At 52.0% G+C, this 14,308-nt stretch carries 6 protein-coding genes; 3 read left to right on the top strand and 3 right to left on the bottom strand.

Going from position 1 to position 14,308, the window contains the following annotated elements; genetic code table 11:
- The 3 genes from QVO99_RS06365 to QVO99_RS06355 form a co-directional block, all read left to right on the top strand.
- Positions 1-543: IS66 family transposase (locus QVO99_RS06365; protein WP_288177006.1), on the top strand; the 543-nt coding region annotated here is incomplete at its 5' end.
- A 137-nt stretch (positions 544-680) separates the two neighbouring features.
- Positions 681-1,169, top strand: coding sequence for a hypothetical protein (locus tag QVO99_RS06360; protein WP_022316771.1), 489 nt, complete (start codon positions 681-683; stop codon positions 1,167-1,169).
- A 63-nt stretch (positions 1,170-1,232) separates the two neighbouring features.
- Positions 1,233-1,487 (top strand): winged helix-turn-helix transcriptional regulator, encoded by a 255-nt coding sequence (locus tag QVO99_RS06355; protein ID WP_288177005.1) that lies wholly within the window; start codon positions 1,233-1,235, stop codon positions 1,485-1,487.
- 287 nt (positions 1,488-1,774) lie between these two features.
- Here the strand turns inward: QVO99_RS06355 and QVO99_RS06350 are convergent, their stop codons facing one another.
- Genes QVO99_RS06350 through QVO99_RS06340 form a run of 3 tightly spaced genes read right to left on the bottom strand, consistent with a single transcriptional unit; the run spans position 1,775 to position 13,648 of the window.
- Entirely contained in the window at positions 1,775-2,923 is a 1,149-nt protein-coding gene (locus tag QVO99_RS06350) for an OmpA family protein (protein WP_022316770.1), read from the bottom strand.
- Between the two features lie 21 nt (positions 2,924-2,944).
- Positions 2,945-4,450: a hypothetical protein gene (locus QVO99_RS06345; protein WP_022316769.1), complete on the bottom strand. Its 1,506-nt coding sequence runs from the start codon at positions 4,448-4,450 to the stop codon at positions 2,945-2,947.
- Between the two features lie 21 nt (positions 4,451-4,471).
- Positions 4,472-13,648, bottom strand: coding sequence for a LamG-like jellyroll fold domain-containing protein (locus QVO99_RS06340; RefSeq protein ID WP_022316768.1), 9,177 nt, complete (start codon positions 13,646-13,648; stop codon positions 4,472-4,474).
- Positions 13,649-14,308 lie beyond the last annotated feature (660 nt).

Below are 14,308 nucleotides of genomic sequence, written 5' to 3'. Positions count from 1 at the left end.
AAGTTCGGCGACAGCCTGGAACGAATGACAGCCGTAACGGACCGTCATAGCGCATACTTTGCACTTCAATTCCTCAACCATCAAGTTTGCATGGCACACCTGCTGCGAGAGTTGCAGTATTTGTCAGAATTGAACGACAAGCAGGATTGGTCCGACAAGATAGCAAGCTTGTTCCGTGAAGCCATACATGAGAGAAACTCGAACCCATCTGCGATAATACCCAAGGCATCGTGGCTGGAACGCTTAGACAACCTTCTCAAACTGAATATCTGCAATTTTGGCAAGAAGTTTGAAACACTCAAGAAAGGATTGATAAAATGTCGTGACTACATATTCAATTTCCTTGAAGACCCAATGATACCATCTGACAATAATGGAAGTGAGCGTGGAATACGTAAGTTGAAAATCAAGTTGAAGAACTCCTGCACATTCCGTTCTGATTTTGGGGCAGATGCATTTCTTGAATTACATTCAATCGTTGAAACTGCCAAGAAACACAACAAGACTCCGTTCAATGCAATTCAAGCCTTATTTGAGGCTTGAAACCCCGCCATGCCCTACCGCTGAATAGTTACTTTGGGGTTCAAAAAAGTTAAAAACGTTAAATGTTCGTCTTTTCCCCAATCTTTAGAATCTAGGCAATCACTTTTCTATCGTTTAAAGTACAAGTAATTGATATAATGCGATTTACAAATACCATTGATGAACTTATACATACCAAATCATACGAGACCATTGCTCATGTCATACCACAAAAGGGTGCGTATGTAGAGGTGGGCAATCGTGTACTTATTGGATTGGTGAAAGAAGACAACAGGCTGTTTCAAGCATTTATGGACGGAACTGCAACCTTGTATTATTCAGGAAAACAGTTTCCAACAACCATCGCCTTGCAAGATCTTCACTTCTTCATGCCATACATCAAAGGAAAAGGAATACGTGATGTGTATGAGATTGTCAAGGTGCGGACTATCACTGGCAAAGAGGCAAAACAAACGGATGAAGATGATGCCGACAGCAAGGCTCTCCGCCTGGCTTTTGAACTTCGGTATGTTCGCAAGCAATATGCAGAATTCCAACCAATAGACACAACAAAGATGATAGTCCACACGTTTGTTGATACGACTTTCGATAAGTTGGAAGAATGTGTGATAATAGATAAATTGTAAAAAACTATATAAGAGAATGAAAAGCATCAGATAAAGCTTGAGTTTCAGGAGCAACCCGAACTTATGCAGGTAAAATTGACTCTCCATATTCATAACGAGCCTACAAATGAGCCTGTAAATGAGCCTGTAAATGAACGGCAACAAACTATACTATCTATCATGAAACAAAATCCATCTATAATAAGAGAAAATTTGGCAAACAAACTGGGTATTTCGCTTGCAACGTTAAAAAGAGAACTTACTTCGTTAAGAAAGGAAGGTTACATTACACGTAACGGAAGTGATAAAAATGGGCAATGGATTGTTGTTTCAAAATAGTTGTATGTACGTGAAAAAATCTGCCATATCTTCCAGTTTCGACATAACTCGTTGTATATTAGCAAAATAAAGGCTGGCAGATAACTCGATAATCGGGTTATCTACCAGCCTATCCCCCAGCCTTAACAAGCCATCTGCCAGCCTGTCAATGCGATTAACGCAGACTGGAAACAAGATTACCGCGTAGCGAAAATATCATTACCGCATTGCGGAAACAGAAGTACCACGCTGCGGTAATGTGCTTGGGGCTGAAGAAATATCCCCTTTTTCTTTTTACTAAACACGCATCACTCGGGCAGTGCTGTTACAATCACTACGCGATTAAGATCGTTATCTTCGTATGGCTGCGCATTGCTGCCGATGCCTTGCGCCTCGATGCGCGACGGAGCGATGCCGTAACGCTCTATGAGGATATTACGCACGCTGTCGGTGCGGCGTATGGAAAGCATCAAGTTGGTGCGCGCCTTGCCTGTGGCTTTGTCGGCATAGCCGTCGAGACGGATGCGGGCAGAAGGGTTCTGCTTGAGATATTCGACGATGTTCTCAAACACTATGTCCTGCTTCTTCTCTGGCTTGGCGGAAGCGCAAGCGAAGCTGACCGAGGCGAGACGGAACGCTTCCTGTTTCTTCGCAACCGGCTTCTCCACTATGCGGTCCTTAAAGACGGGACGCTCCACTATCCGCTCCTTCACGTACACCGTGTCGACCACGGCTTCACGACGAAGCTTATGGCAGCGCTGCTTCTTGGCGCAAGGCTTTGAGGCGTTGAAGCGATAGGTCAGTCCGAGCGTTGCACCGAGCGTCGGCTCGTACTTGCGACCAGTGATGCGACCGTCGAAATGGTCGGGCATGAGAGCCGAAGCTATCTCAAGGTTTACATCCATGCACTTCAGCACGCTGTACTTGGCGGCTATAGAGAAGTTGGCTGTGAGCGAGTTGGCGTCCGCCGTGCCGCGATAGGCGAAGGTGCGGGCGTAGCCCAATCCTACAGCCGGAAGCACATCGAAGCGGCCCTCGCTGCGGAAGAGCAGACGCGAGAGGCTCACCATGAAGTCGGCATGAGCGTTGACGTAACGCAGATAATGGCGATAGGTGCCGTCGGGGCGGACCGTCACATTGTCGATAACGGGGTCGTGAGGGCCGTATATAGGGCCTTCGGTCTGCGGGTCGCGCAGATAGAGTCCTTCGGATGTGGACATGCCGTTGAGCGCATAGCCGCCAATCTGCAGGCGCAGGGCGTAAGCAGGAGTGATCCACTTGCCGACGCCGACGTGGTATGAAGGAGTGAGACGCTTGCCGAAGTGCAGCTTGCCGGCATCGCTCGAGAAGATAGTCTGCACGCCTCCGCCCGCCTCAACGAACCATCCGTTCTGCGCAGATGCCGGGAGCAGCGACATGCACCCCAGCACCATGCTTATTATAGTTTTCTTATTCATATATACAGATAGGTTTTAAGCTTATTCAACAATGAGGAAAGCAGGTCTGCTGGGCTCGCCAGCTGTGCCGTAGCTTGCGCCGCCGGCAAACGTGAAAGCCGAGACAGCCTGATAGAGATACTTGTTGCGTGCGGCATAATACTTCAGCGTAACGGGTTCCTCCGCTCCCATGCTGCCGTTTATCTCCATGCGGAAGACATACTCGCCGTTCTCCGCCTGTTCTGCCTTTGCCATGCCGCGACATTCTGCGCCCACGAATGCAGCCATCAGGTCGTCTGCCGTTGCCTGGCGCACGATGTTCTGAGGCAATGCCACACAAGCTGTCATCTTGAGCGGATGCTTGCCGGCGAGAACGAGAGGCAGGGTGAGCGGCTGCTCGGGCGAAGCCTCCACCTTGCCGTCGGCGAAGGCGAGGCATGCAGGAGCCGTGAACACGTAGCTGTTGCGATGGCTGTAATAGCGTATGTCTACAGACGCCGCCTGTGAGCTGACGCCGTTGACCACCATCTTGTATACCGGTCTGCCGTCCTGCTCGCCCACAAGTTCGCCCACGCCGGCGCACACATTGCCAATGAACGCCGCCAGCTTGTCGCCGCTCTTGTCGGCATAGCTGCCTGTAACGGCGTCAAGGGTGAGATAAGCGGTCATGCTGCCTTGCGGCACGAAGCTGAGAGTCTGCGGCTGTTCCTCAGAACCAACCACCGAACCGCGCTTGCCGATAACGAAGGACTGCTCGGAAACGAACACCTGCTTCTTCTCCGCGCTGTAATAGCGGAATATCACCTGCTCGCCCTCGGCACGTCCGAGGATGTCGTACCAGTAGAGCATATCAGCCTCGCTCTCCACGTGCTTTATGCCGCGACACTCGTCGCCCACAAACGCCTGCAGCTCGTCGCCTGCAGCTACGTTGAAGGGCAGCTTCGCCTTGTCCACCTTCACCCATACCTTGGTAGGTACGGGGAAGGGTCCCGACTGCTCGAAGTCGGGATAGGCGGGCGCGTCGGCTGTGCCGTAAATCTTGTCGACCTCATATCTGACGTCTGACGCTACGGAGACATACGTGCGCTTGGCGGCAGCACTGTAATAGCGGAACTCCACATTGCCGTTCTCGCTCGACGGCGCCTTCACGTGGATGAAGAAGAGGCGCACGCCGTCGTTCATCACCGTCTTAGCCACACCGCGACACTCGCCGCCAATGAAGGCAGCCATCTTGTCGCCGTCGGTGGCAAGCGTTTCGAGCACCGGCGAGAGACGCACTACGGCAGTCATGCTCATCGGATAGACACTCTTGTCGGGGTCGCTCCACAACGGCGCCTGATCGTTGCCGCTGAAGTCGGCTCGCCACATCGGGGCGGAAGCAGGAGTGGCAGACGCCACCTGCCATGTTGGAGTCTCGCTTACGAAGTCCTCCTCAACCACGCTCCACTGGGGAGCGGGTTGTTGCGGATAAGTCTTGTCGCCCTCTTCGGTGCATTGTGCGAAGAGTAAGCCCAATGCGGCGAGAAACGAATACTTTATATATTTCATATAGTCTTTCTTTTTAAAATATTACTTCTTGATAGCCTTCATCGAATAAACGTTGCCGTCTACGGCGATGCTGACGATATACACACCAGCCGGAACCGTGTTGCCGGCGTTCCATGTGATGTCTACATTGCCGCCAGCGTTGCAGTCGTTCCATGCCACGATACGCTTGCCGCTCATGTCGCTGACGTATACATCTGTATTGGCGTCGCGGTCGACAGTGGCACGTATCTTCAGCTGCGAGTAGAACGGCGACGGATAGATGTAGAGTCCGCCCTCGGTGCCGAGGAAGCTGATGCGCATCGGCTCGCTGAGGGTGCCCACATTGCTGTTGGCAGCATAGCTTACAGCGCTCGGTGCCTTGGCTACGACGTCGCCGTCGCGCTCTACAGTGACGTCAACAGCCTCGGGCTTGTCGCCACCGATGGTGAGCATGAAGACGGTTCTGCCGTCGGGCAGAGCTATAGCCTCGGCATAGCCGCGCGGCTCGCCTGCTACGTAGCTCACAAGGCGGTCGCCCTGCTGCAGCTCTACGCCTTCCACCTCTACCACTGCCGTCATGTTGGCTGAGTAGGGGAAGTAAGCGTTTGTGCCGTCAGCGTTCTTGGCAGCTGCCATCGCAGCCTTAGTCTTGCGTCCTACAGAAGTCTTCGACGGATACTGCAGCTGAGCGTCGTCCTGCGACTGGCGCAGGAGCATGTATCCCTTGCCGTTCTCCATGTACGTCAGACTGCCTATCCATCCCAGATTGCCGCTGTACATAGCCATCTGCGTCTGCGACTTCACGATGTCGCCTTCCTTGGCGTCGTAGCCGGCGAGAGCCTCCTTCAGCGTGAAGTTGTCTGAAGGCAGATACGAGATGTAGTTCCAGCGCGCTGTGCCGTCTGCCTTTGCTCCGCGTATGGTGAGCTTGTGCGAGGTGGGGTCAACCGCCGGTCCTGAGATATGCAGGCTCTGCGGCTGCGAACTGTGTACGAGATACATCTGGTCGTTGTCGATGGCGGTGAGCTGTCCCATCCATCCGTTGCGCTTTGTCCACGATGCGAAGCCGTACTGCTCGTTCTTCACCTGGTCGTCTGATGTCCACTTGCCGTCGGCAAGCAGCTTGTTAAGATCGGAGAGTTTGTCGGATGCGATGTTCGTCGATATCCACGTCCATCCCTCGTTCAGCGTGATGTTCTGCACACGATAGTCCTTCGCCGTGAAGAGCACTGGCTGCGACGGACTGCCCACTACGGCGTTATTCTCGAAGCTTATCGGCTTCTCGCTCTCGGCTATGTAGGTCTGTCCGGTGCTTGCGTCCCAGATGCGGAACTCGAGGTTGTCGCTGCTTACGTTGTTAGAGTAGACCGTGAGCATGGCGTAGTACATGTCGTTCTGCTTGTAGTAGCGGTTGTTGCATACGCCTACGCACTTTCCGCCGCTGAACGCAGCAAGCATGTCCTCGTCGTCAGAAGAGTATACCTTATTGATATACAGCTTGCCGAAGACAGACATATTATACTTGAAGTCGGCGGCGTTCACCGTCCAGTCGGGCTTCTCGCCCTCTACCTTCACCGTGAGCTGCAGAGCCTCCACCACGTTGTTGTCGCCACGCAGATAGAGCGTCTCGTCGTATGTGCCGATGTTCAGACTCGGGTCGATAGTCAGCACGATGTCCTGCGACGCTGTCGGGTCGATGGTGCCGCTTGCCGGTTCTGCCTCAAGCCATGAAGGAAGGTTCTCTACGGTGAAGTGTTCGATTGAACCGCCGTTGTTGAGTGCCTTCACCTTGATGGTCTTCTCCTCGTTGAGCTTCTTCACTACGGTGAGAGCCCGGTCGCTCCACTTCAGCTGGTTGCGGTCGATGAATGCGCTCCATGTTATCGGCGAGAGAATCTCGTTGCCGTTCTTGTCGCGCACGCCGTCCACCGTGAACTTCACGATAGTCTTCTCTATGCGCTCGTAAGGCTCCTTCAGATTGATGATGAGCGCGTCGTTGTTCACTACGAAGTCGTAGAGCAGCTTGCTCTCCGGTCCCTTTGCCTTGACGGGTGCAGAGGTCTTGGTCTCGACATCGCCGCCTACCGCAACTGCGTCAGGCACCTGCTGCGTCGGGTCAGCCTGCTGCTTCTGGTCTTTCAGAGAGAACTGCAGTTCCTTCACGCCCTGCCATTCGATGTATGTCTCAAACGGATAGTAAGCCAAGAGTCCCTTCTCAGTGCCGTCAAGACGGTTGCTGTTGCCGTTCTCCACGAGCGTTTCGCTCTTGTAGAGATTCCATACACGCACCTCGTCAATCTCGCCCTTGAAGAAGTTGTCTGCCTTCTCCTGCTGCAGGTTGTCGGCAGGAGTCCACACACGAGCGCCGAGATGTATGTAAGCCGCAGCTATGCCACCAAGGTCGGCTGCCTCGAAGTAAGTGTTCAGCTTGCCGTCCACGTATATCTGTCCGCGTCCGCTTGTACGGTTGACAGCTACAGCTACGTGGTGCCAGTCGTTGTCGGCGTAGCTACCGTCGCACGCCACACGCACACCGTTGTTGTGGAACACCAGACGGCCTTCCTCCAGATTGAGAGCGAAGAGATTGAGCGAACCGCCCATGTCCTCGCCGTCGCCGCGTCCGTTAGAGATGATGGTAGCCGTCTGCTGAGCCTCGTCGGCCTTGAACCATGTCTCGATGGTGTAGTCCATGCTGTTGTCTACGACACATGAACTGCCCGAAGAGAGCTTCAGATACTGGTCCTTACCGTTGAACGCTGCTGCGCGTCCCTCGGGGTTAGCCCATTCGCCGCCTCGCATCTCAAGGTTAGCACCGTGTGCCTTGTCGGCAAGAACGCTGCCCTTAGCTTCTGACATAGGATAGTAAGCAATGAGATTGCTTTCGGCTCCTGAGAGCATTGTCAGCGAGTTGGTCTGCAGTCGTGCTGGTGTGACTACCTTGTCCCAAATACGGGCGCCGTGCATCTTGCCTGCGAAGTGTCCGCTTCCGTCTACGCTGGCTCCGAACACGTAAGCGCCCTCGCCATTGTACTCGCCCACCTCAGCTGCGCTGATAAGCTGTTCGTAGTTATAGTAAGCCGACACGTTTCCTTCATTATTATATACAAGAGCCACGTGTGCCCATGTGCCCTGCTCGTAGTCGAACGCCTTGTCGCTGACGATGGTCTTATCAGCCACCTTCACCTTCAAGCGGTTGTCGCTCGTCGTTGCAAGCTCTATCGCACTGTTGGCGTTGCCCTGGCTGAAGAGCACAGCGTCCTGAGGCTTGTCTGCAAGAGTCCACATCTCGATGGTGAGGTTCTTGCCACTCCAGTTGCGCTGGAACTCAGACACGAGTTCGTCGTTCTTTCCGTCAAGACGTACGCTTACGCTATGGTCGGTCTGTGCGCCGTTGCGTATACCTGTCACCGAGAAGTTGTTGTCGGTGAGGAGTCCGTCGGCTATAGGCTCGTTGAATGTGAGCTTCACCTCGTCGTTGACCGTCAGTACACCATTAGCTGGCTGAGCGCTACCGAATAGGCGCGGGTTATACATATCCTTGATGCCGCTGTGTACGGCAGAATAGTTGTATACCTCTTCATTGTTGATCATGCTCGTACCTACAGTGCGCAGGTCGTAACGCTGATCCTGCTGGTCGTCCATAAACCAGCGATACTTGATAGTACCGGCATCAGCAGCCTTGATCATCTCTGCATTCATACCATTCTTCACTGCCTGGTCGAAGAGAGTCTGGTCGTTGTAGTAGCTCATGAGCGTTGTCCAGTCGTTGTCGCTGCCCGACGACGGCTTGAACTGAAGCATGATGCGATGGAAGTTGTCATAGTTCACATCGAATCCGTCAATCACTACGTCCATGTAATGCTTCTGCACGCCGTTCACCTCCGCTGTTGCCAACTTGGTGTTGTATGTCCAGTTGTCGGTAGGCTTCTTCAGGTTCACGTCAGTAGCCGAGGGAGTGAAGTGTACGCTGAACGTCACGTCGTCATATATTTCATCCTGGAAGTCGGTGGGGTCACACTGACACTGCGACTGAAGCATCAGTCGGAGATTGTCGTAGTTCATCACCGAACCCTTGCGCACCTCGAGTGTCTTGGTGAGTGTTCCGCCTGCCGGTACGAGCAATGCTCTGCCGTTGCCGATCGGTGCGCCATCGATGAGCAGCTGTGCTCCGTTAGGATTGCTGGCATCGTCAATAACGAGGTTATACCAGTTGTCGTCCTGCGACTCAGAGTTGTTGCGCAGATAGAGCGTGAAGTAAGCCGACTTGCCAGAAGGAACATTATCGATGAAGTCCTTTTCAACGGTTATCTCCGGAACTTCCATCTGAACGGTAGCCTCATTGATGACGTGCTGTCCCGGTTCGTAATACTTGGTCTTGTATTCGCCCTCGAACGGACAAGACGTAGCACCGCCACGGGTCTTGAAGATGAATGTAGAGAAGGTCTGTCCCTTTTCATCCTTCATGTCCTTGTACTTGATGTACTGGTCGCCGTTCTTGTATCCTGCCTCGCGGCATACGTCTACAGAGATGTAGTCAGAGCCTTCCTCTGCGAGCACGTAGCCCTTGCAGTGGCGTGCAGTTTCCTCAGTTGAGAACTCGCCGCCGTGTTCGGTGGTAAGGCTCTCGTCTACAGTGAGCACCATACCAGTGCCATTGAGTGTCCATCCGAAGTTGTTGGTGAACTGAGCGCCAATCAAGATAGAGAAGCGTTGAGTCTCCGAGCGTCCAACCTCATACTCCTCAGAGTATTCGTAAGAAGCACCGCCCTGGAACGAATGGTTCTGCATGAGTTCTGCCTTCACCTTCTGTTCCTCGTTATTGCGAAGCTGCATCTTCCAGTTGTCAATCGACTGATTGAGGAACATGATAGTATCCTCCTTCAACGGCTGTCCTGCCGGAGTGTAGATCTTGTAACTTGGTCCGTCAATCGGGTCGGTGGCATTGGCACCCTTAAACACCTTGTCGTTGTTGCTCTTGCCGAAGTTAGGATCGTCAGCTGCCAACTTCGAAACGTATACTGGGAGTTTGGTGTTGTCAGCCATTGCCTGGAAGTCGATACCTTCAGCTGGCTGATGCAGCAACTTGTTGCGTACATCCTCAAGTTTGGGCAACAGCACCTGCTCGATGTGCACCTGCGGATAGGTGAACATAGTGCCATACTTCTGCGAAAGTCCCAGACCAGTAGTCTTCACAAGCAGATATTCACTGTTTTCGGGAGTAACATTGCTGAACAGTTCGTATTCTGAAGGATTGGCCTGATACATCTCACGTGTAGTAACGGCGATGTTTTCGGTCTTGCCTACACCGATATTGGTAGAATAGCCAACGAAGAGGTCGCCGTCGCTTCCTACATACTGCGGGTCGCTACTTGTCTCGAAGCGTGTGGTAGTGGTCATCGTCTTAGTGTCAGAGTCTGTACCACCGATTGTCTCACTGTGAGAAGCACCGAATGAGAATTCGTTCTTCACGTCGTTCTCGTTCACCACTCCGGCACCAAGACCGGTGAAGGTGATGACCTTGGCACCAACCTTTGCCTCGTTGTTCAATACTCCCTCGTTAGTGACATTTCCCTCATATGTACTTGTAGAAGTAACTGTCACACCCTTCTCAAGATAAGCATAAGAGTTGCTTCCCGGTGGGTCGCGCAGCACGAAGAGCACCTTGTCGGGTCCGTTCGTAACGAAGTCCGATCCCAGAGTCTTTGCACCAATTACGATAGCCTTAGTATTTCCCTTGCCGTCAAAGCCACCCTTCCAGTTGATTGTTGTAGAAGATGTGCTTTCGCTGTTTTCGCTGTAGGTCATATCCATAGCTGCTGAGCGCAGAGCCGAAGTCATTTCCGGGTTGTTAACCTGGAAAGTCCATTCAGCCTCACCGTTCTCGTCAGTAGTGATGTCTTCTTGCGTTCCGTACGCAATGTCGCCTCTACTGAATGACAGTTTAGCCTCAGGCGTTGGCACGATGTCCTCCTTAACGCCATCCTTACGTCTGCCGTCCTTATCCTTATATTCGTACACCTCCGCTGTGGTGATGTGATAAGTGACGTATTGTCCCTGCTCATACACCGGCACGCCGAGTGTGTAAGGCTGTGCAGCATTATCAGGATTGTAGGTCTTTACCTTTATAGCCTTTGTTTGGTCGAGGGTAGCGATGCTGAGTTCTTCCTTTCCGAAGAAGTCCTGAAGCTTACCCTTCACCTTCTCCTTCACGATGATTGACGGAGTGTAGCGCTTGATGAACTGCTGCTTCTTGTTGTAATATACAGTGTCGCTGCAATTGACATACTTGCCCTGCGTAGAGATAGAGTCGACATAAGCATTCACCTCGCTCTGCTTTGCAAACTCGTTGCTCAAGTTGAGGTCGTCGCCACTGCCCGGGATTTTGTCATGACCAGGCACTACTACATTAATCTTATACTTCTCAGGAATGAGGTCGGCATAGAACTCACCCGTTTCTGCGTCAGGATAGATAGTAATCTTGTTGCCATTGTAAGCTACGCGGTTCTGGTGCTGCTTGCTTACGTATGCGCCCTTGACGTGATTGAGTGTAGTCTCGCGAGCTTCAGTTGTCATCTTGTAATTATCGTTCGGATAGGTGAGTTCGATGCGTACGTCGTCAGCGAGGTTGTTCTTCGAGAGCGAGTGACCCACGGGGAGCGCCTCCTGCTTCTTACCACCAGCTACGCGTCCGATGTAGCGTACGGTTGTAACGTCAAAGATTTCGAAGCCGCCGTCGTCGTCCTGATAGTTGCGGTCGGTGCCGTCGGGGTTGGTCAGCTTGCCGCCGTTCTCGAACGTATGGTTGGCAAGCACAGCCTTCACCTCGTGCTGTCCTACGGGCACGCTGATAGTGAACTGTCCGTGCGAGTCGGTCTTCACAATGTTGCTCTTGCCGTCCATTACGGTGACGCCATCCACGGCGAACGACACGCCCTCAACGGGCACGTTGCCACCCTTATACATCACCTTACCCGAAATGTTGAACGACGACTTATCCGTGAAGTTCACGGTGTGGCTCTGTGACTGCGAGTTGATGAGGCGCAGCTCCTTAGCCGACGCAAACTGATGTATGCCAAGAGTAGGCACAATCATATAAGTGGTTCCGTTGCCGGTGTAGGGCAGCGAACGAATCTGGTATGAACCGTCTACAGCTGTGTAGCTGCTGTAGCCGAGCTGTGCAGAAGTAGGAATGTCTTTCGAACTGATAGTAACATCCGTAGCCACACCATGGTTCATGTTGTACTTGGTGCCCTTGTACGATATGTCGTAGAAGGCGTTGTCTACCGAATAGTCGAAGGTGTAGTAAGCCTGCAGGCCGTCCTCATTACCTACGATATAGCGGTCGTAGTCGTTGGCGAGGGTGTCAGCATTGAGCGCCTTGTTCCAGATACGAACTTCGTCGATGGCTCCGGTGAAGCCTTCACCAATCACCACCTTATTGTCGTTGCCCGTAATCTGAGCCGTACGCTTGGCTTCTGCCACTGCCTTACCGTTTATATATACAATAAGGTGTGTAGCACTTGCCACGGCTGAGAGATGCACGAACTGTGCCGAAGAAGCGTAGTCCTTGAGTTTCTTCGAAGTCTTCAGTGTCTGAGAGCCTACCGTGAACTCAATATACTGGTTGTTGTATGCCAGCTTGTACATGCCCGGCTTCTCGATGATAGTACCTTCCTTGTCTGCTCGTACCCATGCCTGGAGTGTTGCAGCCTTCGTAGCGTCCTTCAAGAGCGACTCGTTGTCGACGGTAAGCTTTGACGCACCGCTGAAAACGTACGACTTGCCGGGAACGCCAGAGCCTTCGGTAGGCTCAGCTGTAACCTTTGCTCCAGCCACTGCCTGTCCGTTTTCGAATGTTACGCGGCCGTAGATGTCGCCCGTAGGTGTGCGGAAACCAACGTCAGTAAGTTCCTCGTCGCTCTCAAGCAGATTGCCAGAGCACATCACCTGTCCCTTGATACGATAGTCGTAGACAATGCCGGGAATGGCGTTCACGTCGTTATAGTAATAGTCGTTCTGAGCCTCGTTGCCCTCAGTAACGGCTATCTGCTTATAGTCTGTATCAGGAGCGCCATGCTCCTTGCGGTTGATTACGAAGCGCTCAAAGTTGCCCTTGCTGCTCCATGCCAGTTCCACGCGATCAGAATAATATCCCTTGCCGGCTGTGAACGCAACAAGATTGCCTATGCTTGTGGGCATGATTGACTCCGGAGCAGCCACCGTAGGCAGAGTGCCGTAAGCCTCGGCAGGCTTCACAGTAAGGCGGTAACGATATTCGTTGCACACCATTATCATGTCGTCAACATACTTGCCGCTGAGGAATTCTTCCTTCGACAGCTCAATGTTGTCAGTAGTATTGGTCGTAACGTTCACACGTGTAAGCACCGCTTTGGTGCCCGAACTCCAGATGTCGCCCTCAGTCTGCCAAGTGATAGTGGCAGTCTGGTCGTCTTCACTAAGCTTAGCATGTACAGAACCTGCCGTAACATTGCTGTGCTTTGCAGAAGCCGAGAGAGAGGTCTGCTTGCTGAAAGCGTTGTTCCATACATCAGAGTTGCCTGTATGCGAACGCTTAATGCTGAATTCATAATTCAGGCTCTCGCCTAAAGGTACGTCAAACTCATAGCTATATGCTGTCTTACCAGCCATATACTTGATATTCTGTGTGGTTGTCTCCACAGCATTTGTCGCCCTATTCGTACTCTTGATTGTGAGCACCATATTGTCCTCAATGCAGTTCTGCGTCGGAGCCGCACTGAGATTCCAGTTCACCTTCGCCTTGAGCGTCACCTGATCATAGTTGGCGCTGATTTCCTTCACCTGCGGATAGGCAGGACGGGTGTTATTGGCAGAGCTTGATGTCTCGTAAATTACCTTATTGTTATAAGTCGGCTCGTAGTGCTGTATAATCTTGTATTCAGACGGATTGTCAAGATTCAGACTCTCCACTGGGATAAAGAACTCTCCACTGCTATAAAGACTCGCATCGATAGTGGAGATGTTTGGCACGGGGTCACCGTTTGAATAGCAGAGTCTGAAATGTCCCTTTTTGTCAATGGAGTTCTGCTTTGCCGTTCCGTCTTTTTTCCATGCGATGACATAGCCAGGCTTATTCCCCTTTACGCCATAATAGGCATTTGTGATTATAGTCGGCGTACAGCCGAAATGGGTGTCTACGGTTGCAGTGAAATCAACGTCCTGATCCGTCGCCGTTTTCAATTCGCGCCACCATACTCCCTTGTATTTTACAAATACGTCTTTTCCGATTCGGTCCTGTATCAGCGGAATGGTGATCTTAATGAAATAAGATCCCTTGTCGCCATCTGTTTTTCTGAAACCAAGCCATTGTACGTATTTCTTGTCGATTCCCGTGACCTGATCTGAGTTAGGGTCATAGCTTGTCCACTGGTCTTTCGGACCTTTGAGATGGATTCGTATCCAGCCACACTGACATCAAGCCAACCGTCATCACGACAGAATCCGCAATGGCCGGATCCTGCTCCACCCCACGATTGGTAAACGCGGATGTCGAGTACGATAGTGGCATTTTCCGCATCGTACCATTGACTTATCCAGCTGTCCTGCCAATCGTCATACGCCGACGCCTTCTGCACTGAGAACGCCATCAGCATCATGACACAAAGGAAGAACTGCATGAACCTTCCCGCGGACGTTCGCATGGAACGCCGCGTAGAAACAGAATTGCTTGCAACCCGCCCGTCCAAATATGGAGGATGTTGCTGTTGTCTTCTTTTTTTCATTTTCAGATGTTTTGATTATTGTATATGATTTGATTTGATCTTATCTTTATGCAATAGAGTTATAGGTACGTTTCTTTCATAGGGCAAATTTAATGTTTTTCATTAAAATTAAGTGTCT

Source organism: Prevotella sp. CAG:592 (genome assembly GCF_000436015.1).
GTDB classification, from domain to species: domain Bacteria; phylum Bacteroidota; class Bacteroidia; order Bacteroidales; family Bacteroidaceae; genus Prevotella; species Prevotella pectinovora.
The sequence above is the reverse complement of the archived record's forward strand: the minus strand, read 5'-3'. Positions and strand labels throughout refer to the sequence as shown.